The sequence below is a fragment of the Citrobacter sp. 50677481 genome, from assembly GCF_001463265.1.
GTDB classification, from domain to species: domain Bacteria; phylum Pseudomonadota; class Gammaproteobacteria; order Enterobacterales; family Enterobacteriaceae; genus Citrobacter_A; species Citrobacter_A sedlakii.
Map to the genome: position 1 here is coordinate 123,172 of NZ_LNHZ01000075.1, position 26,397 is coordinate 149,568.

Below are 26,397 nucleotides of genomic sequence, written 5' to 3' on the forward strand. Positions count from 1 at the left end.
TATGCGCCTGGTTATATCGTCTCTGATCGTGATGGCTGGACTCCTGCGTGGTCAGGCTGCTGCTGCGCCTGAAGCGCCTTCGCATGAAGATATCCGCGACAGCGGCTTCGTTTATTGTGTCAGTGGGCAGGTCAACACCTTCAACCCCCAAAAAGCGAGCAGTGGACTGATCGTCGACACGCTTGCCGCGCAGTTATATGACCGACTGCTGGACGTCGATCCTTATACCTATCGCCTGGTGCCGGAGCTGGCGGAACGTTGGGAGGTGCTGGATAACGGCGCAACCTACCGTTTTCATCTGCGCCGCGACGTCCATTTTCAGAAAACAGCCTGGTTTACGCCAACCCGTAAGCTGAACGCCGATGACGTGGTGTTTACCTTCCAGCGCATTTTTGATCGCCAGCATCCATGGCATAACGTCAACGGCGGCAACTTCCCTTATTTCGACAGTCTGCAGTTTGCGGATAACGTCCAGAGCGTCCGCAAAATCGACGGTAATACCGTGGAGTTTCGCCTGGCGCAGCCGGACGCCTCGTTTTTATGGCACCTCGCTACCCACTATGCGTCGGTAATGTCCGCGGAATATGCGGCGCAGTTAACGAAGCAGGATCGTCAGGAGTTGCTCGACAGGCAGCCAGTCGGCACCGGGCCGTTTCAGCTGTCGGAATACCGCGCCGGCCAGTTCATTCGTCTGCAACGGCACGACAGTTTCTGGCGCGGCAAACCGTTGATGCCACAAGTGGTCGTGGATTTAGGGTCCGGCGGTACTGGCCGCCTGTCGAAGCTGCTCACCGGCGAATGTGATGTGTTGGCCTGGCCCGCCGCCAGTCAACTGACAATTCTGCGCGATGACCCCCGTCTACGCCTGACCCTGCGTCCGGGAATGAATATCGCCTATCTGGCGTTTAATACCGATAAACCGCCGCTGAATAACCCTGCGGTCCGCCATGCGCTGGCGTTGTCGATCAATAACCAACGTCTGATGCAGTCAATTTATTACGGCACAGCGGAAACGGCGGCTTCTATTTTGCCGCGCGCCTCGTGGGCCTATGACAACGAGGCTAAAATTACCGAATACAATCCAGCGAAATCTCGCGAGCAGTTGAAAGCGCTGGGGCTGGAAAACCTCACCCTGCATCTGTGGGTGCCGACCAGCTCTCAGGCATGGAACCCCAGCCCGCTGAAAACCGCCGAACTGATTCAGGCGGATATGGCGCAGGTCGGCGTGAAAGTGGTGATTGTGCCGGTTGAAGGGCGTTTCCAGGAGGCGCGGTTGATGGACATGAATCATGATCTGACATTGTCCGGCTGGGCGACCGACAGTAACGACCCGGACAGTTTTTTCCGTCCGCTGTTAAGCTGTGCGGCAATCCAGTCGCAAACCAATTTCGCCCACTGGTGTGATCCGACGTTTGACCGGGTACTGCGTAAGGCCCTGTCATCGCAACAGCTTTCCGCCCGCATTGACGCCTACGATGAGGCGCAAACAATTCTCGCCAAAGAGCTGCCGATTCTGCCGCTGGCCTCTTCGTTGCGTCTGCAGGCCTACCGTTACGATATTAAAGGGCTGGTGCTGAGTCCGTTTGGCAACGCCTCGTTCGCGGGCGTTTCGCGCGAAAAAACCGTTGAGGTGAGTAAACCATGATTATTTTCACCTTACGCCGCATCCTGTTGCTGATGGTCACGCTTTTTTTCCTGACCTTTATCGGCTTCAGCCTGAGCTACTTTACTCCACACGCGCCGCTTCAGGGCGCGTCGTTGTGGAATGCGTGGGTCTTCTGGTTCAGCGGTCTTCTTCACTGGGATTTTGGCGTATCGAGCATTAACGGACAGCTGATCTCTGAACAGCTTAAAGAGGTGTTTCCCGCCACGATGGAGCTGTGTACGCTGGCGTTTGGCTTCGCGCTGATGGTGGGGATCCCGGTAGGGATGCTGGCGGGCATCACGCGCAATAAATGGCAGGATCGACTGATTAGCGCACTCGCCCTGCTCGGCTTTTCCATTCCCGTCTTCTGGCTGGCGCTGTTGCTGACGCTGTTCTTTTCGCTGACCCTCGGCTGGCTGCCGGTATCTGGTCGTTTTGATCTGCTATACGAAGTGAAGCCCGTTACCGGGCTGGCGATTGTCGACGCCTGGATTTCTGATTCGCCCTGGCGCGACGAGATGATCATGAGCGCGCTGCGCCATATGGTGCTGCCGGTGTTAACCCTGGCGGTCGCGCCAACCACGGAAGTGATCCGCTTAATGCGCATCAGCACCATCGAGGTATTCGACCAGAACTACGTCAAAGCCGCCGCCACGCGCGGTCTTTCCCGCTTCACGATCTTGCGCCGTCATGTATTGCACAACGCGCTGCCGCCGGTGATTCCTCGCCTTGGCCTCCAGTTTTCCACCATGCTGACGCTGGCAATGATTACCGAGATGGTCTTTAGCTGGCCGGGGCTGGGGCGCTGGCTGATTAATGCGATACGCCAGCAGGACTACGCGGCGATCTCCGCAGGAGTAATGGTGATAGGATCGCTGGTCATTATCGTCAACGTGATTTCTGATATTTTGGGTGCTATGGCTAACCCTCTGAAACATAAGGAATGGTATGCCTTACGATAGCGTTTATAGCGAAAAGCGCCCGCCAGGTACGCTGCGCACCGCGTGGCGGAAATTTTATGGCGATACCACGGCGATGGTTGGCCTGTACGGTTGTGCGGGTCTGGCGCTGCTGTGCGTCTTTGGCGGTTGGTTTGCGCCGTATGGTATCGACCAGCAATTCCTCGGCTATCAGCTGTTGCCGCCGTCCTGGTCCCGCTACGGCGAGGTGTCGTTCTTCCTCGGCACCGACGACTTAGGGCGGGACGTGCTAAGTCGCCTGTTAAGCGGCGCGGCGCCGACAGTGGGCGGCGCGTTTATCGTCACCGTGGCGGCGACGCTTTGCGGCCTGCTGCTGGGGGTGATTGCGGGGGCGACCCACGGCCTGCGCTCCGCCGTGCTGAACCATATTCTTGATACGCTGTTGTCGATTCCGTCACTGCTGCTGGCCATTATCGTCGTGGCGTTTGCAGGACCGCATCTGGTTCACGCCATGTTTGCCGTCTGGCTGGCGTTGCTGCCCAGAATGGTACGTTCGGTTTACAGCATGGTGCACGACGAACTGGAAAAAGAGTACGTTATTGCCGCCCGCCTCGATGGCGCATCCACGCTGAACATTCTCTGGTTTGCCGTACTGCCTAATATCACCGCCGGGTTGGTGACGGAAATCACCCGCGCGTTGTCGATGGCGATTCTGGATATTGCCGCGCTCGGTTTTCTCGACCTTGGCGCGCAACTCCCCTCTCCTGAATGGGGCGCGATGCTTGGCGATGCGCTGGAGCTGATTTACGTTGCGCCGTGGACAGTCATGCTGCCCGGCGCGGCGATCATGATTAGCGTTCTGTTGGTCAACCTGCTTGGTGACGGCGTACGCCGGGCGATTATTGCGGGGGTCGAATAATGCCGTTACTGGATATCCGCAACCTGACCATTGAATTCAAAACCGGAGATGAATGGGTAAAAGCCGTCGACCGCGTGAGCATGACCTTAAGTGAAGGCGAGATCCGCGGTCTGGTGGGTGAATCTGGCTCCGGTAAGAGCCTGATCGCCAAAGCGATCTGCGGCGTCGCCAAAGATAACTGGCGCGTGACCGCTGATCGTATGCGCTTCGACGATATCGACCTGCTGCGCCTCTCTCCGCGCGAACGGCGCAAGCTGGTGGGACATAACGTCTCGATGATCTTTCAGGAACCGCAGTCGTGTCTGGATCCGTCAGAACGCGTCGGTCGGCAGTTGATGCAAAATATTCCGGCCTGGACCTATAAAGGCCGCTGGTGGCAACGTGTCGGCTGGCGCAAGCGTCGCGCCATTGAACTGCTGCACCGCGTTGGGATCAAAGATCATAAAGACGCCATGCGCAGCTTCCCGTATGAGCTGACCGACGGCGAGTGTCAGAAGGTCATGATTGCCATCGCGCTGGCTAACCAGCCGCGCCTGCTGATTGCCGACGAACCGACAAACGCGATGGAGCCGACCACCCAGGCGCAAATTTTCCGTCTGCTGACGCGTCTGAACCAGAACAGCAATACCACCATTTTGCTGATCAGCCATGACCTGCAGATGCTCAGCCAGTGGGCAGACAGAATTAACGTGCTGTACTGTGGGCAGACGGTGGAAACGGCGCCAAGTAAAGAACTGGTGACTATTCCCCATCATCCTTACACCCAGGCGCTGATCCGCGCCATTCCTGACTTTGGCAGCGCGATGCCGCATAAAAGTCGTTTGAACACCATGCCCGGGGCGATTCCGTTGCTGGAACAATTACCGATAGGCTGCCGTCTGGGGCCGCGCTGCCCGTATGCGCAGCGAGAATGTATTGAAACACCGCGTCTGACCGGAGCGAAAAACCATCTCTACGCTTGTCATTTCCCGCTGAACATGGAGAGAGAGTGACATGGTTGAGACCCTGCTCGAAGTGCGCAACCTGAGTAAAACCTTTCGCTACCGCACCGGCTGGTTTCGTCGCCAGACGGTAGAAGCGGTAAAGCCACTCAGTTTTACCCTGCGTGAACGCCAGACGCTGGCGATTATCGGCGAGAACGGTTCCGGTAAGTCGACGCTGGCGAAAATGCTGGCGGGAATGGTCGAGCCGAGCGGCGGCGAACTGCTGATCGACGATCACCCGCTGAAATTCGGCGATTATTCGTTTCGCAGCCAGCGCATCCGCATGATTTTCCAGGATCCGTCAACGTCGCTTAACCCGCGTCAGCGGATTTCGCAAATTCTCGATTTCCCACTGCGTCTGAATACGAATCTGGAGGCGGAGCAGCGGCGTAAACAGATCATTGAAACCATGCGCATGGTCGGTCTGCTGCCCGATCACGTCAGTTATTACCCGCACATGCTGGCGCCAGGGCAAAAGCAGCGTCTGGGACTGGCGCGCGCGCTGATATTACGCCCGAAAGTGATCATTGCCGATGAGGCGCTGGCGTCGCTCGATATGTCGATGCGCTCGCAGTTAATAAACCTGATGCTGGAATTGCAGGAGAAACAGGGTATCTCTTATATTTACGTCACCCAGCATCTTGGCATGATGAAGCACATCAGCGACCAGGTTTTAGTGATGCATCAGGGAGAAGTGGTGGAGCGCGGCAGTACCGCTGATGTGCTGGCTTCACCGCTCCACGACCTGACAAAGCGACTGATTGCCGGTCATTTTGGCGAAGCGCTCACCGCGGATGCGTGGCGAAAAGACCGCTAAAACGGCTTCATGCAGTGGTCGGATTAACTCTCCCGGCGTCTCGTGTTAGAATCGCCGCGTTTTAACGACGCCCCGTCCCTTTACGCGGCTGGGCGCCACAACAATAACATAAGGATTTAAGCTATGGGTTTTCTTTCCGGTAAGCGTATTCTGGTCACCGGTCTTGCCAGCAAATTGTCCATCGCCTACGGTATCGCTCAGGCGATGCATCGCGAAGGCGCTGAGCTGGCGTTCACCTACCAGAACGACAAACTGAAAGGCCGCGTGGAAGAATTTGCCGCACAACTGGGTTCGAACATCGTCCTGCAGTGCGATGTGGCGGAAGATGAAAGCATCAATGCCATGTTCGCTGAACTGGGTAAAGCATGGCCGAAATTTGACGGTTTTGTTCATTCCATCGGTTTCGCTCCGGGCGACCAGTTGGACGGCGACTATGTCAATGCGGTAACCCGTGAAGGCTTCAAAATCGCCCATGACATCAGCTCCTACAGCTTCGTGGCGATGGCGAAAGCGTGCCGCGCTATGCTGAATCCGGGTTCTGCCCTGCTGACCCTTTCCTACCTTGGCGCAGAGCGTGCGATCCCGAACTACAACGTGATGGGCCTGGCGAAAGCCTCTCTGGAAGCCAACGTGCGTTACATGGCGAATGCAATGGGTCCGGAAGGCGTGCGCGTAAACGCCATCTCTGCGGGTCCGATCCGTACACTGGCGGCTTCCGGCATTAAAGACTTCCGTAAAATGCTGGCGCATTGCGAAGCGGTTACCCCGATTCGTCGTACCGTCACCATTGAAGATGTCGGTAACTCCGCCGCATTCCTGTGCTCCGACCTGTCCGGTGGTATCTCCGGTGAAGTCGTTCACGTTGACGGCGGTTTCAGCATTGCCGCGATGAACGAACTGGAACTGAAATAAGCTTTCAGCCTTTCTGTGGGCGGCGTTCTGCCGCCCATGAACACGTTCTGCCCGGCAATATACCTTTTTGATCTTTGTTATCACGTAACAATCTTTTTCCCCTTCCCCCGCTTACGCCAGGATAAAGCAGCAAAAACGATCCGGCGTGAGATAGCCACGACGTGTCCGGGTCGCCACATACAGACCAAGGAACGCCCATGGAACAACGCCAATTCAACGGCAAAAACCAGTGGTATCATGAGACCCAGTCCAGCACCTGGCCGCAGGACGTTTTGCCACTGGTGCCGGAAGCGGCTCACGTAGAAGACCGTTTTTTGCTGGATTTGACGATTCCCGACGAGATGCTGCATTCTTTTCACTCCTGGCTGCAACCCGCCCGCCAGTTGGCGAACGAACTGTTTCCCGATCACGTTCCACTTACCCGCCTGCATACCTTTAGCGCCTATGAACGCATGAGCACCGCCTTAACCGTGGCGCAGGCGTGTGGCGTACAGCGCCTATGTAATCATTACGCCGCGCGCCTGACACCGCTGCCGGGTCCGGATTCGTCGCGTGAAAGCAATCATCGGCTGGCGCAGATCACGCAGTATGCGCGTCAACTCGCCTACTCACCTTCGGTGATCGACCAGCGTGCCCGCCAGCATTTAGCCGACGTCGGCCTGTCCGCCTGGGATGTGGCCCTGTTTAATCAGATCATTGGCTTTGTCGGTTTCCAGGCGCGTATGGTGGCGATTTTTCAGGCCTGGTCCGGTCAGGCTGTGCGCTGGATACCCGGCCTCAATACTCAGGCCTTTGCCGCTGAAGACCTGTTTCAGCGGGAAGAGAGCGTGTGGGTCGCAAACCCGGATCTGGTGAAACTGCGCTACGCCAGCGCGGAGCAAGATGAATATCCGTCGCATGATCGACCACAGCCCGCGCTACAGATGCTCGCCCCTGCTCTGGCGCACCAGCCGGTACTGCTGACACTGCTCGGCAAATTGCTGCACAGTTCGCTTCGTGCGGATACCGCAGAGCATAACTTCGCGGCGCTGCTGGCCGCGAGGATAAACGGTAGCGCAAGCTGCTTCAATGAGCAGGCGTTGCCGCCGCGCATCTCGCCAGAGACTCTCACCATGCTGCGCCAGAGCGAACATGAGATTGAACGCTGGGAGCGACAACATCCGATTGAGCGTCCCTTGTCTCAGGCGCTACAATTACTGACGCGCGCGCCAGACCGCTTTAGCGCCGCACATTTCACCCCGCTCGTCGAGCGCGGCGCGTCCGTCATTGATGCTATCAACCTGTTGGGGTGGTGCGGTTTATGCGGATGGCTGAATCGCCTGAAAATCGCGTTGGGTGAGACACATTAACCTCGGCAAAGAGATAAAGAGCGCTTGCCGCACCAGGTAGTTTCGCGTAAAACTGTCAGCCGCTCTTTTGGCCACGAAAATAGACAAATATGTTTCAGGACAACCCGCTGCTAGCGCAGCTTAAACAGCAACTGCATTCCCAGACGCCGCGCGCCGAAGGGGTGGTAAAAGCCACGGAAAAAGGCTTTGGCTTCCTGGAAGTCGATGCGCAAAAAAGTTACTTCATCCCGCCGCCGCAGATGAAAAAAGTGATGCATGGCGACCGGATTGTCGCGGTGATCCACAGTGAAAAAGATCGCGAGTCCGCTGAGCCGGAAGAACTGGTTGAACCCTTCCTGACCCGCTTTGTCGGAAAAGTTCAGGGCAAAAACGATCGCCTGTCTATTGTTCCGGATCACCCGCTGCTGAAAGATGCTATCCCCTGTCGCGCCGCGCGTGGCGTAGAGCATGACTTTAAAGAAGGTGACTGGGCGGTCGCCGAGATGCGCCGCCATCCGTTAAAAGGCGATCGCACCTTCTATGCCGAGTTAACCCAGTACATTACCTACGCAGATGACCACTTTGTGCCGTGGTGGGTAACGCTGGCGCGCCACAATCTGGAAAAAGAAGCCCCGGACGGCGTAGCCACTGAAATGCTCGACGAAGGCTTAACGCGTCAGGATCTGACCGCCCTGAATTTCGTCACTATAGACAGCGCCAGCACCGAAGATATGGATGACGCGCTGTATGCCGAAGAACTGGCTGACGGTAAATTACAGCTGACCGTTGCGATTGCCGACCCGACCGCGTGGATCGCTGAAGGTAGCAAACTGGATAACGCTGCGAAAATACGCGCGTTCACCAACTATCTTCCGGGGTTCAACATCCCGATGTTGCCGCGTGAACTCTCTGACGATCTCTGCTCGTTGCGTCCGCGCGAAGTCCGTCCGGTGCTGGCCTGCCGTATGACCATTGCGGCGGATGGCGCCCTTGAAGACGATATGGTTTTCTTCGCGGCGACCATCGAGTCAAAAGCCAAACTGGCCTATGACAGCGTCTCTGACTGGCTGGAAAACACCGGTAGCTGGCAGCCAGAAAGCGACGATATCGCGCATCAAATTCGTCTGCTGCAGCAAATTTGCCTGCGTCGCGGCGAGTGGCGCCATCACCACGCGCTGGTCTTCAAGGACCGTCCTGATTATCGCTTTATCCTGGGTGAAAAAGGTGAAGTGCTGGATATCGTGGCAGAGCCGCGCCGCATCGCCAACCGTATCGTTGAAGAAGCGATGATCGCCGCCAATATATGCGCCGCCCGCGTGCTGCGTGACAAACTGGGCTTTGGCATTTACAACGTGCATACCGGTTTTGATCCGGCGAATACGGAAGCGCTGTCGGCGCTGCTGAAAAATCACGACGTCCATGTCGATCCGCAAGAAGTGTTGACCCTTGAAGGTTTCTGCAAACTGCGTCGCGAACTGGATGCACAGCCGTCCGGCTTCCTCGACAGCCGCATTCGTCGCTTCCAGTCCTTCGCCGAAATCAGCATTGAGCCGGGTCCGCACTTTGGTCTGGGTCTTGAAGCGTATGCGACCTGGACATCGCCGATTCGTAAGTATGGCGATATGATCAACCATCGCCTGCTGAAAGCGGTCATTAAAGGTGAAACCATTGCCCGTCCGCACGACGACACCACCGTGCAGATGGCGGAACGCCGTCGCCTGAACCGTATGGCGGAACGCGACGTTGGCGACTGGCTGTACGCCCGTTTCCTGCACGACAAAGCCGGCACGGACATCCGTTTTGCGGCTGAAATCATTGATGTCAGCCGTGGCGGTATGCGCGTTCGTCTGGTGGATAACGGCGCGGTTGCCTTTATTCCGGCGCCGTTCCTCCATGCCGTCCGCGACGAAATGGTTTGCAGCCAGGAAAACGGCACCGTACAGATTAAAGGCGAGACCGTGTATAAAGTCACGGACGTGATCGATGTGACCATCGCCGAAGTGCGGATGGAAACGCGCAGCATCATCGCCCGTCCGGCCGCCTGACCCTGAGTTTTCACACGGCCTTTCTGAATAAGAAAGGCCGTTTGCTGGTTTTCGCCTTCCCCTCTTAACACCTTTCCTGTGCCACGCGATCAACGCTATCGGGATATATTTTCCGCCCCGCCTGTGCTTTTTCCCGGTTCTGAATTACAAATGAAGAGATAGATAAAACAAGATCTGCAGCGACGGTAAACCCTGTATTTATCGCGGTTAACCTTTCCATTGCGAAGTTCGGGCGTTCAAACGGGATGGTGCGCAACATGAAAGAGAGTCGGGAATCCGCGACGTTGTATCGTTTTCTGGGCACACACTGTCCTTACTGGCGCTTGTCAGATGATGCCGACGTTCTACATTTATCACTTACCGAAGCCGCAGAACATGATGAGGCGCTTGCGCTCGCCCCCGGGCAGGCCGCACGAATTCGCGAAATGACCGTTATCACGTCCAGCCTGTTGATTACGTTACCCCTCGAGAGCAGCGAGGTGCAGGTACATCTGGTGGGTCGGAAAATCAATAAGCACGAGTGGGCAGGCAGTGCCTCAGCCTGGCATGACACGCCCTCCGTCGCGCGCGATCTGGCTAAGGGGCTGTCCTTCGCCGAACAGGTGGTTTCAGAAGCGAATTCGGTCATCGTGATCCTTGACAGCCGTGGCAATATTCAGCGCTTCAACCGCCTGTGCGAAGAATATACCGGACTTAAAGAGCAGGATGTCATTGGTCAGAGCGTCTTCAGGCTGTTTATGAGCCGCCGTGAAGCCGCTGCTTCGCGACGCAATATCAGCGGCTTTTTTCGTAACGGAAATTCTTATGAGGTCGAACGGTGGGTAAAAACCCGCCAGGGTCAGCGTCTGTTTTTATTTCGCAATAAGTTCGTCCATAGCGGTAGCGGGAAGAATGAAATATTTCTCATTTGTTCAGGTACCGACATTACCGAAGAGCGGCGCGCCCAGGAGCGTCTGCGGGTACTGGCGAATACTGACACTATCACCGGACTGCCTAACCGCAACGCCATCCATGAGCTGATCAACGACGCTGTCGGGGATGCGCACGCAGGTCAGGTCGGGATCGTGTATTTTGATCTGGATAATTTTAAAAAGGTGAACGACGCTTATGGGCATATGTTCGGCGACCAGCTATTACAGGCGGTCTCCCTGGCTCTGCTGAGCTGTATGGAAGAAAACCAGTTGCTGGCGCGGCTGGGCGGCGACGAATTCATTCTGCTTGCCACCCACACCTCTCAGGGGGCGCTTGAGGCCGTCGCGTCGCGTATTCTGACCCGCCTTCGCCAGCCCTTTCGCATCGGTCTGATCGAGGTCTATACCGGCTGCTCCGTGGGCATCGCGATGGCGCCCTTGCATGGCGAGGACAGCGACAGTCTGATCCGCAATGCCGACACCGCCATGTACACGGCTAAAGAAGGGGGCCGCGGACAGTTCTGCGTCTTCTCACCGGAAATGAATGAGCGGGTCTTTGAATACCTCTGGCTCGATACGCATCTGCGCAAAGCGCTCGAAAACGATCAGCTACTGATCCATTATCAGCCAAAGATTACCTGGCGCGGTGAAGTACGCAGCCTTGAAGCGCTGGTGCGCTGGCAGTCGCCGGAGCGCGGTTTAATTTCGCCAGGAGAGTTTATCTCCTATGCCGAGGAGTCGGGACTGATTGTACCGCTTGGACGGTGGGTGCTGCTCGACGTGGTGCGCCAGGTGGCAAAATGGCGCGATAAAGGCATTCACCTGCGCGTGGCGGTTAATATTTCGGCGCGTCAGCTTGCCGACCAGACGATATTCACCGACCTCAGACAGGTTTTACACGAGCTGAATTTCGAATACTGCCCGATCGACGTTGAGTTAACGGAAAGCTGCCTGATTGAAAACGAGACGCTGGCCCTGTCGGTCATTGAGCAGTTTAGCCAGTTGGGCGCTCAGGTTCATCTTGATGATTTCGGTACCGGCTACTCGTCGCTTTCACAACTGACGCGTTTTCCGATTGACGCTATCAAGCTGGATCACATGTTCGTCAGAGATATTCATAAAAAAACCGCTTCCCAGTCCATGGTACGCGCCATCGTCGCCGTGGCGCAGGCGCTCAACCTTCAGGTCATCGCCGAAGGGGTGGAAAGCGCCAAAGAGGACGCGTTCCTGACTAAAAACGGTATCAATGAAAGACAAGGATTTTTATTTGCAAAGCCGATGCCCGCCGCGGCATTTGAACGCTGGTACAAACGCTGGCGCAACAAAACACAGCGCTGACCGGCAGGAAATCACGCCGTATCTGCCTGTTATGGCAGAATATATCTTGATATCGGTTATCCTGCCGCGGCGTAATTTTCCCTTCTCTTTTGTCGCCATTTTTTGCATCATTGAATCCATACTCTTACTCACGAAGGATCCCCCATGTCAGATATCGACGCCAAACGGGTTGCCGAACGTATTAATACCGTGCTGGATATCCTGGTCGCCGGCGACTACCACTCCGCCATCCACAATCTTGAAATACTTAAAGCGGAATTACTTAGCCTGGCGCAGGATGAAACCGGGTCATCGCCAGGCAAACCCAAAGCGCCGTGGGAGATCTGACCTTTACGCGCGTTGTGAAAGCGGTGGCGACCTGAGCGAGCCATCGCCGCCTGTTTTTAAACCCCGGTATACATACCTCAATTAAAACGAATACTATGAATTCCCGACAACAATCGATTTTGCAGATGGTGATCGATAAAGGCCAGATGAGCGTTTCCGAACTGGCAAAAATCACCGGTGTTTCTGAAGTGACCATTCGCCAGGATCTCAATACCCTGGAAAAGCAAAGCTATTTGCGTCGTGCCCACGGCTTCGCGGTTTCACTGGACAGTGAAGACGTCGAAACAAGAATGATGACCAACTTCACCCTTAAGCGTCAGCTTGCCGAGTTTGCCGCTTCACTGGTAAATCCCGGCGAAACGGTGTTTATTGAAAACGGCAGCAGTAATGCCCTGTTAGCAAGAACGCTGGCCGAGCAAAAAAATGTCACCATCATTACGGTAAGCAGTTATATCGCTCACCTGTTAAAGGCGACGCCTTGCGAGGTCATTTTGCTTGGCGGCATTTACCAGAAAAAAAGCGAAAGCATGGTCGGCCCTCTGACCCGCCAGTTCATCCAGCAGGTCCATTTCAGTAAAGCGTTTATCGGCATCGATGGCTGGCTGGCAGATATCGGGTTTACCGGACGCGATATGATGCGTGCGGATGTAGTCAATGCTGTACTGGAAAAAGGCTCGGAAGCCATTGTTCTGACCGACAGTTCGAAATTCGGCGTGGTCCATCCCTATACTCTGGGACCCGTTGAGCGCTTTAGTCGGGTCATCACTGATTCCGGCATCAGCGAGGACGATCGCCTGCTGATGGAACAAAAAGGGTTGCGTGTAAATATTGTTGAGGCTTAGCGCATCGGTGGGCAAATGATTTGTCGCTGCAAATCATTTGCGCTTGAGACAATTCCGACACCTGAATTAAGACTATTTACCTGTTGCCTGCGGGCAGACGAGGTAAAATTATTATTAGCGATATAACAGGAAGTGACTATCACCTGCGTGATATTACCCTGCGCAATAAAGTTTCACGATTGTTCTTCGAAAACTGGATATGTAAACTATAGTTAAAAAGAACTAACTTTCGTGAATCGTTAATTCAGGAGAAAGTATTATGTTAGTAACGAGCAAAAAAATGACCGCCGCGGTTCTGGCAATTACTCTGGCAATGTCTCTGAGCGCCTGCTCTAACTGGTCCAAACGCGACCGTAACACCGCTATCGGTGCGGGTGCCGGCGCATTAGGCGGCGCAGTGTTAACTGATGGCAGCACGCTGGGCACGCTGGGCGGCGCCGCAGTCGGTGGTGTTATCGGCCATCAGGTAGGTAAATAATCGTAAAATATCTACGGTTGACCGGCTCGATATAATAATACGATTATCTTTTCTGGTCTGAGCTACACATTAGTAAACGATTAATTATAAAGCCACGATATTTCTGTCGTGGCTTTTTCATTATCCGCCTGCCAGTTTGACCTTCATGCCTTTGGCTTCCAGCAGCGTTTTAATTAAATCACGTTTGTCGCCCTGAATTTCTATAACGCCCTCTTTAACCGCCCCGCCACAGCCACACTTTTTCTTTAGCTCAGCGGCCAGTTTGTTCAGAGATGCATCATCCAGATCAATGCCGGTAATCAGACAAACCCCTTTGCCCTTCCGGCCACTGGTCTGGCGCTGGATACGAACAATGCCATCGCCTTTTGGTCGTACGGACGCGGTTTTCGGCTCAGTAATCCGCCCACTGTCTGTTGAATAGACCAGCCGGCTGTTCGAATCGTTCATTTACTCCCCCGCCTTCAGTGATGCATTGATCGCCTTTAATGTCTGCGCCGGATCGGCGGACTGAGTAACAGGACGACCGATGACCATAAAATCCACCCCTGCGGCTAAAGCCTGTTCTGGCGTCATAATGCGGCGCTGATCGCCTGCGTCGCTACCCTGCGGTCGAATCCCCGGCGTGACCAGTTTAAACGCGCCGCCAAACGCCTGTTTGAAGCGCACCGCTTCTTGCGCGGAACACACCACGCCATCCAGACCGCATTTCTGGGTCAACGCCGCCAGACGCTCCGCGTGCTCGGCGGGCGACAGCGTCACGCCAATATCGACCAGATCGCTGGCTTCCATACTGGTCAGCACAGTCACGGCGATGAGCAATGGCGCATCTTTGCCCAACGGCAACAGCGCCTCGCGAGCGGCGGTCATCATTCTCGCACCGCCCGACGCATGGACGTTTACCATCCACACACCCAGATCTGCCGCGGCGGCAACCGCATGAGCGGTGGTGTTCGGGATATCATGAAATTTCAGGTCGAGGAAGATATCGAAGCCACGCTGCTGAAGGTCGCGCACCAACTGAGGGCCAAACAGCGTGAACATTTCTTTACCGACCTTCAGGCGACAGTCGCGCGGATCGATACGGTCAACAAATGCCAGGGCTTTGTCACGGTTATTATAATCGAGAGCGACAACCACGGGAGAATCAGTAACAGCGCGGGATGTAGATGATGCAGTAACCGTCATAACCAGACCTTTTGCGAGGGGGAAAATGGGTAAACGGCGTGCATTCTACCTGCCGAAAGGCGAAATTAACAGACGCCTTTTACTCCTCTGTAACGCCTCAGCGCAGCGATGCCGGAGGAGTGGCAAGGAAAAACAGAAAAGTATGTTGTAACTAAAGTCGGTTTTTTTTAATAATTACAAACCGTCAAGGCCACGTATCGGCTTGATCGTTGACCAGGCGCGACAGGACGGACAGTGCCAGTACAGCGTATACGCGGTAAACCCACACTTCGAACAGCGGTAGCGCGGCTTACTGCGCACCTGCTCGCCCACCATGTCGCGCAGCACCATCAGGCTCTCTTTTGCGCGCCCCTCTTCCGCCTCATTAAGATGGTAGTCCATAAGCTTATGGAAAACGCGCATTGTCGGGTGGCGCTGCAGTTGACGGGTAATATAGACCTGCGCGGTATCGTGACCTTCCCGGGCTTCAAGAATATCGGCAAGCATCAGCTCGGCAGCAGCGCCGGTGTTTTCTTCAACTGCGCGACGCAAAAATTCCGCCCATTCGTCATTTTTGCCCAGTTGCTGGTAGCATGTCTGCAGCATTTCCAGCGTTTCGCTGACCAGTTCTTTATCCTGCGCAATAACCCGCTGGAGTGACTCCACCGCCCTGGCGTAGTCGCCCTTCGCCATCCAGATGCGCCCCATCATGATAGACACCCTGGCGCTGTTTTTGTCCGCAGCGGCGCCCTTTTTCAACAGCGCCATCGCCCGATCCATGTCGTCGCTGCCCATTTGCTGCAACGCCAGTTCACAATAGAAATGGGCAATTTCGATCCGCTGTTTATCCTTGCCCAGCTTCACCAGACGCTCTGCAACGTCGATTGCCTTCTGCCAGTCGCTGGTGGCCTGATAAATCTGCAGGAGTTGTTGCAGCGCGCTGACACGAAAATCCGTTTCGTCGGTCAACTGATTGAACATATCCTCCGCCCGGTCGTACAACCCGGCGGCCATGTAGTCGCGGCCCAACTGCTGAACGGCCAGCAAGCGCTGTTCATAGGTCAGCGAGGCGCTTTCCATGAGCGTCTGGTGGATACGAATAGCGCGGTCGACTTCGCCACGGGAGCGGAACAGGTTTCCGAGGGTGAGATGCGCTTCAACGGTGCCGGTATCCTCTTTCAACATATCGAGGAACAGATCCACCGCTTTATCCTGTTGGTTGCTCAGAAGGAAGTTAACCCCCGCGACATAATCGCGAGACAGACGGTTAGCCTCCTCCTGTTTTGTTTGTTGCGCACTTCTGCGGCCCATGTACCAGCCATAGACGGCCGCGACAGGCAACAGCAGAAACAACAACTCCAGCATAAACGATTATTCCTTCACGACCGGTGTACCCGGCGCGACCACCACGTCAGTGGCAGGCGTAAGCTGGTTTTCCAGGCGTTTAATTTTACGTTCAGCGCGCGCTAAGGAAACACGAACCCGCAGCCAGAAAAGGCCGCAGACCAACCAACCGATAGCGAAACCAGCGGCGAACAACACAGCCAGCAAGGTAGAGATACGGTACTCCCCCTGCGCCAGCAGGTAATTAAACGTCACCTGCTGATCATTCTGCGCGCCTAATGTTACCGAGATAACAAAAATCGCCAACACCAGTAAGAAAATGAGTAAATATTTCACATTACTTCCCGTTATGTGGTTTAAGCGAATAAATCGTGTTCAACGTTTCGCATTTAGCCTTTTAAATTACCATTTTCACGGCGTGTGCGAAATGGAAAAGCGTCAGGCCATACAGGGATTTGAGGGCTAATGACGGAAATTCAACCGCGATCAGCTTTCCTGCTCACGTTGCGCAATCTCCTGCTCTTCTTCCGGCGGCGGCGTAAGCGGGCCGCAAATCCGCTGCGCAAGCCAGGTCGCGACGGTTACCAGCGCCCATGAAATCAGCGTTGCAACCACCAAATCACGCGGCCAGTGCATCCCCAACAGCAGGCGGCTCCCCATTACCCCGGTTGCCCAGACCAGCAGTATCGCAATCGTGACGGTACGTCTGCGCGGCCACAACAGGCCCACAGCCAGTAGCGCCCAGCTTGCGGCAAACATGGTATGTCCGGAAGGAAATGCGAAGCCGGTCTCTTTTTGCCAGTGCTGACGCAAAAACAGCGGAATATTCTCCTGCGTCGCGAGCTGCTCCTTCACCAGATTCCCACGATCCTTACGTTTTAAAGTGTAGAACTCATCGACCGGTATATTGTGCGTTTTTTCCAGCCAGATAACGAAAGGACGCGGCTCCTGGGCTTTCTCTTTAACCCACGACTTAACACCCTGCCCCACCAGGATCGCCGCTGCGAGAATAGCAAAGAGCATCACCGCTGCCTTAAGACGAAAACGCAGGCACCACAGAAACCAGGCGCAGAGTATAACGTGCGTGATGATTCCCCAGGGTTGAGTTACCGTTTCGGTTATCCAGTACAGCGTTTTCAACCACCCGCCACTGTGATCCGGCTGCCAGCGCCATCCAGAAACCCATACGGCGATGGGCATAACCAGCAATAATCCCGCACCCGTTGCAGTACGTTTTGCAATCGACAGCATGAACACCTCTTTTAACGATAAGTTTCATAATCATAACTGAAAAAAGCTCAGTACGGGAAAATTGACAGATTTGTGCCATTCCCCGCCCGATTACACGGCAGCGATTAGGTGAACGCCGTCGCCTTATGGCAAAATAAACGCATAAGCCAACAGGCAACGGCACGCCATTACGTGCCAGCATTATCTGGAGAAACACATGCAGCTTAAACGAGTGGCAGAAGCCAAACTGCCAACCCCATGGGGCGATTTCCTGATGGTGGGTTTTGAAGAACTGGCAACCGGACACGATCACGTAGCGTTAGTGTATGGTGATATTTCAGGCCAGACGCCGGTTCTGGCGCGTGTCCATTCAGAATGCCTGACAGGCGATGCTCTGTTCAGTCTGCGCTGCGACTGTGGTTTCCAGCTGGAAGCGGCGTTGGCGCATATTGCGGAAGAAGGCCGTGGGATCCTCCTTTATCACCGTCAGGAAGGACGTAATATTGGTTTGCTGAATAAAATTCGCGCCTATGCGCTGCAGGATCAGGGCTATGACACCGTAGAAGCCAACCACCAGCTGGGCTTTGCCGCCGACGAACGTGATTTCACCCTTTGTGCGGATATGTTCAAGCTGCTTGGCGTCGATGAGGTTCGTCTGCTCACCAATAACCCGAAGAAAGTGGAAATCCTCACCGAAGCGGGAATCAATATTGTGGAACGCGTACCGCTGATCGTGGGGCGTAACCCGAATAATGCCCATTATCTGGACACCAAAGCTGCCAAGATGGGGCATTTGCTGGATAAATAACCCGATGCGTTGTCACTGCCTTGCGGGTAGCCGCGGGTGACGCACATTGAAAAAGCCTGCACGTCACATGCAGGCTTTTTAGTTTTTACATCAGCATGTTACGAATAACATAATGCAAGATGCCGTCGTTCTGGTAGTAGGTTAACTCGGTGGCGGTATCGATACGGCAGCGACACGGTATGACTTCTTGTTTACCGTCCGGACGCGTGAGCGTCACTGGCACCGTGGCGCCCGGTTTCAGGTTCTGCAGATCTGCGATGTCGATCGCCTCTTCCCCAGTCAGTCCCAGGGTTTTACGCGTGACGCCCTGCGGGAATTCCAGCGGCAGAATCCCCATCCCGATCAGGTTAGAACGGTGAATTCGCTCGAAGGACTCAGCGATCACCACGCGGATCCCCAGCAAACGCGGCCCCTTCGCCGCCCAGTCACGGCTGGATCCGGAACCATACTCTTTACCCGCAATCACCGCCAACGGCGTATTCTCTTTTTGATACAGCATCGCCGCATCATAGATAGACATCACATTCGTTCCAGGCAGATGCCGCGTCATTCCGCCTTCCACCCCGGGCACCATTTCATTGCGGATACGAATATTGGCAAACGTGCCGCGCATCATCACTTCATGGTTTCCGCGTCGCGATCCGTAGGAGTTGAAGTCTTTCCGCTCAACCCCATGGCTTTGCAGATAACGACCTGCCGGGCTGTCCGCTTTAATGCTTCCCGCCGGGGAAATATGGTCAGTGGTCACGGAATCGCCGAGCATGGCCAGAATCCGTGCGCCGTGAATGTCGGTGACCGGCGCCGGTTCCGCCAGCATCTCGTCAAAGAAGGGCGAGAGCCGGATATAGGTAGAGTCATCCTGCCAGCCGTAGGTATCAGAGCGTTCGACAGGGATCCCCTTCCACTCTTCCGTTCCTTCAAACACTTCCGCATACTCTTTACGGAACATTTCTGAGGACACCAGTTCCACCGCACGAGCGATTTCCTGCGCCGACGGCCAGATATCTTTCAGATACACCGGATCGCCTTTGCGATCGTGGCCCAGCGGATCGGTAGCAAGATTGATATTCATATTGCCCGCCAATGCGTAAGCCACCACCAGCGGCGGCGAGGCCAGCCAGTTGGTCTTCACCAGCGGATGGATACGCCCCTCAAAGTTACGGTTGCCGGAAAGCACAGCGCCTACGGTTAAATCGCCTTGCTTGATGGCCGTTTCGATAGGCTCCGGCAGCGGCCCCGAGTTACCGATGCAGGTCGTACAGCCGTACCCCACCAGATTAAAACCCAGTTCGTCCAGATACGGCGTCAGTTTCGCCTTCGCCAGATAATCCGACACCACTTTTGACCCGGGCGCCAGCGACGCTTTTACCCACGGCTGGCGTTTCAACCCCAGCATAACCGCTTTTTTCGCCAACAGGCCAGCGGCCATCAGCACGCTCGGGTTGGAGGTGTTGGTACAGGAAGTGATCGCTGAAATGACCACCGCGCCGTCCGGTAACTGATATTGCTGACCGTTCAGCACATATTCGACTGGCTTGCGGTCTTTTTGCGCGGTGTTCAGTTCCAGCTCGCTGCTGGCGGCAAACGCTTTTGGAACATCGCCGAGAGCGACACGATCCTGAGGCCGTTTCGGCCCGGCAAGGCTGGCTTCCACGTCGTTCATATCCAGCGCCAGCGTGCTAGTGAATACCGGCTCGTCGCCAGGATTACGCCACATGCCCTGCGCCCTGGCGTATTTCTCTACCAGCTCAACCTGATCTTCCGTCCGACCGCTCAGACGCATGTAGTCAAGCGTGACGGCATCAATCGGGAAGAAGCCGCAGGTGGCGCCATATTCTGGCGACATATTGGCGATGGTGGCGCGGTCCGCCAGCGGCAGGGAATCCAGACCGTCGCCGTAGAATTCGACAAATTTACCGACCACGCCGTGTTTACGCAGCATCTGCGTGACGGTTAACACCAGGTCGGTCGCCGTGATCCCTTCACGCAGTTTGCCGGTGAGCTTAAAGCCCACGACATCCGGGATCAGCATCGACACAGGCTGTCCGAGCATCGCGGCTTCGGCTTCGATACCGCCGACGCCCCAACCGAGCACGCCGAGACCGTTGATCATGGTGGTGTGGGAATCCGTACCGACCAGCGTATCCGGGTAAGCGACCCATTCACCGTTTTGCAGCTCGCTCCAGACCGCTTTGCCGAGATACTCCAGGTTCACCTGATGGCAGATCCCCGTTCCCGGCGGCACCACACTGAAGCGGCTAAACGCCTGTTGCCCCCACTTGAGGAACATATAGCGTTCATGGTTACGCTCCATTTCAAGGCGCACGTTTTCTTCAAATGCGTCATCGTCGCCGAAATGGTCAACGGTGACCGAATGGTCAATCACCAGATCGACAGGTGACAGCGGATTCACTTTCGCGGTATCGCCGCCAAGGCGTTTAACCGCTTCGCGCATTGCCGCGAGATCCACGACGGCGGGCACGCCGGTGAAATCCTGCATCAGCACGCGCGCCGGACGATAAGCAATTTCGCGGTCAGCATGGGCATTTTTCAGCCAACCTGCCAGCGCCTGGATATCTTCTTCGGTAACAGAATCACCATCCTGCCAGCGCAGCAGGTTTTCCAGCAAAACTTTGAGCGACTTGGGCAGACGGGTGATATCGCCCAGTGATTTTGCAGCCAGCGGCAGACTGTAATAATGGTAGGTTTTGTCTTTGGCCTGCAACGTGTCCTTACTGGCTTCTCGTAGGGTTGACGACATAGCTCCTCCTTTATGACGGGGTTGCGATGCCCTGAATCTCCTCAGGGTGAATATTAAAGATAACACAAACAAGCTGTAACGTTTTGATAACAACCCAAATGGATAAAAGAGGAGAAACCTTGCAGAGAGGCGACGTTGCAGAAAACAAAAACCTCGCCGCAGCGAGGTTTATGGCCATGATCGAACAGGGATGCCGGATAGCGTTTAGCGTCTCTGGCGTTATCGTTAACGGGCAACGATCCAGATCAGTTCAGCCCAGAAGAGCAGCGATACGGAAAATGCGCCCATCCAGGACCAGTATTTCATGTTTGAAGTAAGCATAGGCTACACCAACTTTTATCTGACACGTTATGTTGAGTCATTCTCAACGTCTTATTGCTGTGGTGTAAAAGAAAAGGCATTGCGCCTGTTAATAGCGTGCTTAAAATTGCGCGCTAATTAAGAATGGTGTCGATTATTGTTTTCGTTTATCGTCTTCAGCAAAGGAATCAATAAATGCCTGCTGCTGTTGCGTGAGTTTCCAGTTTTCAGGGCTTGTCTTCACACGCACACTTTTGCTTTTCCGGGTATTGTCACAAGGCTGACATGTCGGTAGCGACGTGTGTTGCTGTCCGCGAACCCTCATCTTTACCCCCAGGCGTTCCAGATAAGCAGGCCGACGACCAGCCAGAACAGCGCTGAGCCCAGAAAAACCGCAAGCCACGCTTTGCGTTTCAGTTCAGGGTCCCGACGTGGTTCCTGGTTTTCAGACGGCATTGCTAACCTCATACAATCGACATCACTTATCATTCTGGCACCAAACAATCGGTACAATTAATCATCAGATGAGACAAATCCTAATCAAACTTTAGTCAAAAATCCAGTGAATTTACGAATCGTTTGCCGTGAATAAATCAATCTTTTGATCAAAAATAAATAATTGAAATACGAAGTTTGCGGGGCGGGTAATAAGACACTACTTTATGAGGCATTAACCCTGGCAATACCAGGGTTAATAATTCCCGAAATTAAGAATAAAAGAAAAATGTGATTTAATTAAAACTTTCGCTGTTTCTTGCTGATAAAAAATCCCGAAACCAATATCCCGTTTGATTACTTCTCCGGCAGCTTTATATCTTTAAACATGGCTTCAATCTCTTCATTCGAACGTAATGCCACCGCGGTATCAACGACGTCACGCGTCAGGTGTGGCGCAAAGCGTTGAATGAAATCATACATGTAGCTGCGCAGGAAGGTGCTGCGACGGAAACCGATCTTTGTCGTGCTGTGGCTAAAGACATCATGCGCATCGACGCGCACGAGATCCGGGTCGGAAACCGGATCCACCGCCATGCTGGCAATCACCCCAACGCCCAGCCCCAGACGAACGTAGGTTTTAATGACGTCGGCATCGGTGGCAGTAAAGACGATCCGCGGCGTCAGCCCTGCCCGGTTAAATGCGGTATCCAGCTCGGAGCGTCCGGTAAAGCCGAAGGTATAGGTGACAAGCGGATACTGCGCCAGCTCTTCAATCGAGACCGAAGCTTTATTCGCCAGCGGGTGTTCAGGCGTCACCACAATCGAACGGTTCCAGTGGTAGCAAGGCAGCATCACCAGATCGTCATACAGATGGAGGGCTTCGGTAGCGATGGCGAAATCGGCGTTACCTTTAGAGACGGCTTCCGCAATCTGAGTCGGCGATCCCTGATGCATATGCAGCGATACGCGTGGATAACGCTCGATAAACCCTTTTATCACACCGGGTAGCGCGTAGCGTGCCTGGGTATGGGTGGTGGCGATATAGAGCGAGCCTTTATCCGGCCAGGTATGTTCACCGGCAACCGACTTGATGGCGTCAACCTTCGAGAGCACTTCACGTGCGATGCGGATAATTTCCTGCCCCGCTGGCGTCACCTGGGTCAGATGCTTGCCGCTACGGGCAAAAATCTGGATGCCCAGCTCGTCTTCCAGCATCCGCACCTGCTTACTGATACCCGGTTGTGAAGTATAAAGTCCTTCCGCAGTTGAAGAGACGTTCAGGTTGTGATTAACCACCTCAACAATGTAGCGAAGCTGCTGTAATTTCATGTTAAACCATCCAGATTAGCGCCATCAGGTCATCGTCTTTACGCAGCGACACGCACTGCTAATACGATTTAATAATAAAAAAGCCGTTAACTATAACCACTATATCATTTATAGCATTGGTGTATAGACAGGAAGAAAAATTAATAAGAAAGGAATAAAAAAACAGGGTCGCAAACACGACCCTGTTATAGATGGCTGTCCCGGAGGTTTATCCGTTGCGCAGCTGCGTAACAGACCTGTGGAACGTGACCCGCTTGCAAGCCCGGTAAACAGCAGCGCTACCGGGCAATTAACAGGGAATTACTTCTTCCCTTCAACCCATTTACCGTCAACGAAGAACGCAGACCAGCCGGTCGCCTTCCCGTCTTTTTCCGCCGCAACATACTGCTGCCTGGTTTTGCGGCTAAAGCGTACCAGCGTTTTGTTGCCTTCCGGATCCTGCTGCGGCGCGTCGGCCAGATAGCGCAGTTTTTCCGGCAGGCGATCGCGGAAACGATACAACTCTTCCACCAGCGGCGCGCGCGTTTCGCGGGATTTCGGGAACGTATTGGCAGCAAGGAAAACCCCGGCCGCGCCGTCACGCAACACAAAATACGCATCCGACTTTTCACACGGTAGTTCAGGCAGCGGAACCGGATCTTCTTTCGGCGGCGCCACTTCACCATTACGCAGAATTTTACGCGTATTCTTACACTCATCGTTGGTGCAGGCCATGTACTTACCAAAACGCCCCATCTTCAGGTGCATTTCGGAACCACATTTCTCACACTCGACGATCGGGCCGTCATAGCCTTTGATGCGGAACTCGCCCTCTTCAATCTCATAGCCGTCGCAGGTCGGGTTGTTACCGCAGACGTGCAGCTTACGCTTCGGATCGATCAGGTAGCTGTCCATCGCCGTGCCGCACTTCTTACAGCGACGTTTGGCGCGTAACGCATTCGTTTCCGCGTCGTCGCCTTCCAGCACGTTCAGCACTTCGTTTTCCGGCACCAGGTTAATGGTCGTTTTGCAGCGCTCTTTCGGTGACAGCGCGTAACCGGAGCAGCCGAGGAACACACCAGTACTGGCCGTACGGATCCCCATTTTGCGGCCACAGGTCGGGCAGTCGATGCTGGTCAACACCATCTGGTTCGGACGCATACCCCCTTCTTCCGGATCTTTCTCCGCTTTGTCTAACTGCTGAGTAAAATCACTGAAGAAGTGGTCCAGCACCGCTTTCCATTCCGCTTCATGGTTAGCCACCTGATCCAGGCTGTCTTCCATTTGCGCGGTAAAGTCGTAGTTCATCAGTTCGCGGAAGTTTTCTTCCAGACGATCGGTAACGATTTCACCCATTTTTTCCGCGTAGAAACGGCGGTTTTCAACGCGCACATAGCCGCGATCCTGAATGGTTGAAATGATCGACGCATACGTAGAAGGACGACCAATACCGCGTTTTTCCAGCTCTTTAACCAACGAGGCTTCGCTAAAGCGGGCCGGTGGCTTAGTAAAATGCTGAGCCGGAACCAGTTCAACCAGAGACAATTCGTCACCTTTGTTCACCGCTGGCAGCGTACGGTCTTCATCACCTTTACGCAGCGCCGGCATCACTTTTGTCCAGCCGTCGAAGCGCAGGATACGTCCACGCGCTTTCAGGCGGAAGTCACCGGCGCCGACGGTCAGCGTGGTGGAATCATACTGGGCTGGCGTCATTTGACAGGCGACAAACTGACGCCAGATCAGCTGATACAGCTTCTGCGCATCAGATTCCATATCCTTCAGCGTGTCGGCCAGAACCGACACATCGGAAGGACGAATCGCTTCATGCGCTTCCTGTGAGTTTTCTTTACTGGCGTACTGATTCGGTTTCTCAGGCAGATATTTCTTGCCAAAGTTGTCGCTGATATAACCGCGAACCATGTTCACCGCGTCCTGGCTCAGGTTGGTAGAGTCAGTACGCATGTAGGTGATGTAGCCTGCTTCATACAGGCGCTGGGCCATCATCATGGTTTTCTTCACCCCAAAGCCCAGACGGGTACTTGCCGCCTGTTGCAGGGTGGAGGTGATAAACGGCGCGCCGGGTTTACTGCTGGTCGGTTTGTCTTCACGTTCGAGAACGGTATAACGCGCTTTTTCCAGCAGGCTAACCGCGGCATGCGTCTGCTCACGGTTAACCGGGCGGAATGGTTTGTCGCTCTGGTGAGTCACCTGTAACGGTAGCGCATCGCCGGATGGCGTGTTGGTGTTGGCGTCGATCTCCCAGAACTCTTCCGGAACAAACGCTTTGATTTCGCGTTCACGCTCGACAACCAGACGCACTGCGACAGACTGTACGCGACCGGCAGAAAGACCGCGGGCGATCTTTTTCCACAACAGCGGGGACACCATATACCCCACCACGCGGTCCATAAAGCGACGCGCCTGCTGGGCATTAACACGATCGATGTTCAGTTCGCCGGGCTTCTCAAACGCCTGACGAATCGCATTTTTGGTAATTTCGTTAAACACCACGCGACTGTAGCGCGCGTCGTCGCCACCGATAACTTCCCGCAGGTGCCAGGCAATGGCTTCCCCTTCGCGGTCAAGGTCGGTTGCGAGATAGATGTGGTCGGCTTTTTCAGCCAGTTGTTTTAATTCAGAGACGACCTTCTCTTTACCAGGCAGCACTTCGTAATGCGCGTCCCAGTTGTGCCACGGGTCAACGCCCATGCGATTGACGAGCGCGCCACGTTCATCCTTTTTAGGCTTCTTAGCCGTTTTGGTGGAGGTAGAGTCGGCGCTCTTTTTAGCTGCTGAGCCACTGGTCGGCAAATCACGGATATGACCCACGCTGGACTTAACCACGTAGTCACTACCCAGATACTTGTTGATCGTTTTGGCTTTTGCCGGGGACTCAACGATGACAAGAGCTTTACCCATATTCACCTTTACCTAATTTGATTCTTCCAGGAATGCGTCGCACGTTGATTCACCTTCCACTGGCGACGAGACACGGATATGGTCCCTGCGTCTGCGGATATCAACCCCTTGTACTGACTCTGTGCACTAAATAGTCAGGTGACTGAGTTAACAGGTTTTTTTCGCACATAAGCGCTATAGCACGACGGAATTTCGGTCGAATGTCAAGCAAATCTGTTGCCAGATTGACGAAAGCGTCACACTGTACCTGATAAAATTCGTTACGCAACTTTATTAGCATGCAAAACCAAAACTCGCCAGTCAGCGAAGGTTGACAAGACCCTGGACTTTATCAGCGAATATTTGCCCATAAGCGGCGCCCGGCGTAGACTAATGTTCTTGTTTAAGGAGTAAAAAATGCATAAAGAGACGCAACCGATCGATCGCGAAACGCTGCTGAAAGAAGCCAATAAAATCATTCGTGAGCATGAGGACACGCTGGCGGGGATTGAAGCCACCGGCGTAACGCAGCGAAATGGCGTGTTAGTCTTCAGCGGGGAGTATTTTTTAGACGAACAAGGCTTACCGACGCCGAAAAGCACCGCCGTGTTTAATATGTTTAAACATCTGGCCCATGTGCTTTCTGAGAAATATCACCTGATTGATTAACCCTGGCGCAGT

The 26,397-nt window shown here is 54.5% G+C and carries 24 protein-coding genes; 14 read left to right on the top strand and 10 right to left on the bottom strand.

Annotated features, from left to right (window positions below):
* Nucleotide 1: 1 nt before the first annotated feature.
* The 12 genes from sapA (at nucleotide 2) to osmB (ending at nucleotide 13,465) form a co-directional block, all read left to right on the top strand.
* A complete protein-coding gene (gene sapA / locus APU02_RS22340) occupies nucleotides 2-1,645 on the top strand; it encodes an ABC transporter substrate-binding protein SapA (RefSeq protein WP_060571281.1) in 1,644 nt (547 codons plus the stop codon).
* Nucleotides 1,642-2,607, top strand: a complete 966-nt coding sequence (gene sapB / locus APU02_RS22345) for a peptide ABC transporter permease SapB (RefSeq protein ID WP_042283384.1) — start codon at nucleotides 1,642-1,644, stop codon at nucleotides 2,605-2,607. The genes sapA and sapB overlap by 4 nt, the downstream gene beginning before the upstream one ends.
* Nucleotides 2,594-3,484, top strand: coding sequence for a peptide ABC transporter permease SapC (gene sapC, locus APU02_RS22350; protein ID WP_060571282.1), 891 nt, complete (start codon nucleotides 2,594-2,596; stop codon nucleotides 3,482-3,484). The genes sapB and sapC overlap by 14 nt, the downstream gene beginning before the upstream one ends.
* Nucleotides 3,484-4,476: a peptide ABC transporter ATP-binding protein SapD gene (sapD, locus tag APU02_RS22355; protein ID WP_060571283.1), complete on the top strand. Its 993-nt coding sequence runs from the start codon at nucleotides 3,484-3,486 to the stop codon at nucleotides 4,474-4,476. Before sapC ends, sapD begins: the two co-directional genes overlap by 1 nt.
* A gap of 1 nt (nucleotide 4,477) precedes the next feature.
* Nucleotides 4,478-5,284, top strand: coding sequence for a peptide ABC transporter ATP-binding protein SapF (gene sapF, locus APU02_RS22360; protein WP_042283394.1), 807 nt, complete (start codon nucleotides 4,478-4,480; stop codon nucleotides 5,282-5,284).
* Nucleotides 5,285-5,407: 123 nt separating this feature from the next.
* A complete protein-coding gene (gene fabI / locus APU02_RS22365; protein WP_042283398.1) occupies nucleotides 5,408-6,196 on the top strand; it encodes an enoyl-ACP reductase FabI in 789 nt (262 codons plus the stop codon).
* Between the two features lie 197 nt (nucleotides 6,197-6,393).
* On the top strand, nucleotides 6,394-7,545 hold the full coding sequence (locus APU02_RS22370; RefSeq protein WP_060571284.1) for a carboxymuconolactone decarboxylase family protein: 1,152 nt from the start codon (nucleotides 6,394-6,396) through the stop codon (nucleotides 7,543-7,545).
* A gap of 89 nt (nucleotides 7,546-7,634) precedes the next feature.
* Nucleotides 7,635-9,569 (top strand): exoribonuclease II, encoded by a 1,935-nt coding sequence (locus APU02_RS22375; RefSeq protein ID WP_060571285.1) that lies wholly within the window; start codon nucleotides 7,635-7,637, stop codon nucleotides 9,567-9,569.
* Nucleotides 9,570-9,826: 257 nt separating this feature from the next.
* Nucleotides 9,827-11,818, top strand: coding sequence for a cyclic di-GMP phosphodiesterase (gene pdeR / locus APU02_RS22385; RefSeq protein ID WP_060571287.1), 1,992 nt, complete (start codon nucleotides 9,827-9,829; stop codon nucleotides 11,816-11,818).
* Nucleotides 11,819-11,962: 144 nt separating this feature from the next.
* A complete protein-coding gene (locus APU02_RS22390) occupies nucleotides 11,963-12,145 on the top strand; it encodes a hypothetical protein (protein WP_060571288.1) in 183 nt (60 codons plus the stop codon).
* Nucleotides 12,146-12,240: 95 nt separating this feature from the next.
* Nucleotides 12,241-12,987, top strand: coding sequence for a DNA-binding transcriptional regulator YciT (locus APU02_RS22395; protein ID WP_060571289.1), 747 nt, complete (start codon nucleotides 12,241-12,243; stop codon nucleotides 12,985-12,987).
* Nucleotides 12,988-13,246: 259 nt separating this feature from the next.
* Nucleotides 13,247-13,465 carry an osmotically-inducible lipoprotein OsmB gene (gene osmB / locus APU02_RS22400; RefSeq protein WP_042283417.1) on the top strand — a complete coding sequence of 73 codons (219 nt, stop codon included), beginning with the start codon at nucleotides 13,247-13,249 and terminating at the stop codon, nucleotides 13,463-13,465.
* A 120-nt stretch (nucleotides 13,466-13,585) separates the two neighbouring features.
* Here the strand turns inward: osmB and yciH are convergent, their stop codons facing one another.
* The 5 genes from yciH to pgpB all read right to left on the bottom strand — a co-directional run bounded on the left by yciH (nucleotide 13,586) and on the right by pgpB (nucleotide 17,224).
* Nucleotides 13,586-13,912, bottom strand: a complete 327-nt coding sequence (yciH, locus tag APU02_RS22405; protein WP_060571290.1) for a stress response translation initiation inhibitor YciH — start codon at nucleotides 13,910-13,912, stop codon at nucleotides 13,586-13,588.
* The gene (gene pyrF, locus APU02_RS22410; RefSeq protein ID WP_060571291.1) at nucleotides 13,913-14,650 is read right to left on the bottom strand and encodes an orotidine-5'-phosphate decarboxylase; all 738 of its coding nucleotides are present in this window, start codon (nucleotides 14,648-14,650) and stop codon (nucleotides 13,913-13,915) included.
* A 174-nt stretch (nucleotides 14,651-14,824) separates the two neighbouring features.
* The gene (lapB, locus tag APU02_RS22415) at nucleotides 14,825-15,994 is read right to left on the bottom strand and encodes a lipopolysaccharide assembly protein LapB (protein WP_042283429.1); all 1,170 of its coding nucleotides are present in this window, start codon (nucleotides 15,992-15,994) and stop codon (nucleotides 14,825-14,827) included.
* A gap of 6 nt (nucleotides 15,995-16,000) precedes the next feature.
* A complete protein-coding gene (locus tag APU02_RS22420) occupies nucleotides 16,001-16,309 on the bottom strand; it encodes a LapA family protein (RefSeq protein ID WP_042283431.1) in 309 nt (102 codons plus the stop codon).
* Between the two features lie 150 nt (nucleotides 16,310-16,459).
* Nucleotides 16,460-17,224 carry a phosphatidylglycerophosphatase B gene (pgpB, locus tag APU02_RS22425; protein ID WP_060571292.1) on the bottom strand — a complete coding sequence of 255 codons (765 nt, stop codon included), beginning with the start codon at nucleotides 17,222-17,224 and terminating at the stop codon, nucleotides 16,460-16,462.
* Nucleotides 17,225-17,420: 196 nt separating this feature from the next.
* Here pgpB and ribA point away from each other — a divergent pair, with 196 nt between their 5' ends.
* The gene (gene ribA / locus APU02_RS22430) at nucleotides 17,421-18,011 is read left to right on the top strand and encodes a GTP cyclohydrolase II (RefSeq protein WP_060571293.1); all 591 of its coding nucleotides are present in this window, start codon (nucleotides 17,421-17,423) and stop codon (nucleotides 18,009-18,011) included.
* A gap of 85 nt (nucleotides 18,012-18,096) precedes the next feature.
* On the opposite strand, the gene acnA is transcribed toward ribA, so the two are convergent.
* From acnA to topA, 5 genes are all read right to left on the bottom strand, one after another.
* Nucleotides 18,097-20,772, bottom strand: coding sequence for an aconitate hydratase AcnA (acnA, locus tag APU02_RS22435; protein ID WP_060571294.1), 2,676 nt, complete (start codon nucleotides 20,770-20,772; stop codon nucleotides 18,097-18,099).
* Nucleotides 20,773-20,997: 225 nt separating this feature from the next.
* A complete protein-coding gene (gene ymiC / locus APU02_RS26525; RefSeq protein WP_131729056.1) occupies nucleotides 20,998-21,093 on the bottom strand; it encodes a small membrane protein YmiC in 96 nt (31 codons plus the stop codon).
* 306 nt (nucleotides 21,094-21,399) lie between these two features.
* Nucleotides 21,400-21,540 (bottom strand): YmiA family putative membrane protein, encoded by a 141-nt coding sequence (locus tag APU02_RS22440; protein WP_217997760.1) that lies wholly within the window; start codon nucleotides 21,538-21,540, stop codon nucleotides 21,400-21,402.
* 324 nt (nucleotides 21,541-21,864) lie between these two features.
* A complete protein-coding gene (cysB, locus tag APU02_RS22445; RefSeq protein ID WP_042283442.1) occupies nucleotides 21,865-22,839 on the bottom strand; it encodes an HTH-type transcriptional regulator CysB in 975 nt (324 codons plus the stop codon).
* 300 nt (nucleotides 22,840-23,139) lie between these two features.
* Entirely contained in the window at nucleotides 23,140-25,737 is a 2,598-nt protein-coding gene (gene topA / locus APU02_RS22450; protein ID WP_060571295.1) for a type I DNA topoisomerase, read from the bottom strand.
* 396 nt (nucleotides 25,738-26,133) lie between these two features.
* Here topA and APU02_RS22455 point away from each other — a divergent pair, with 396 nt between their 5' ends.
* Nucleotides 26,134-26,385, top strand: a complete 252-nt coding sequence (locus APU02_RS22455) for a YciN family protein (RefSeq protein ID WP_042283446.1) — start codon at nucleotides 26,134-26,136, stop codon at nucleotides 26,383-26,385.
* Nucleotides 26,386-26,397 lie beyond the last annotated feature (12 nt).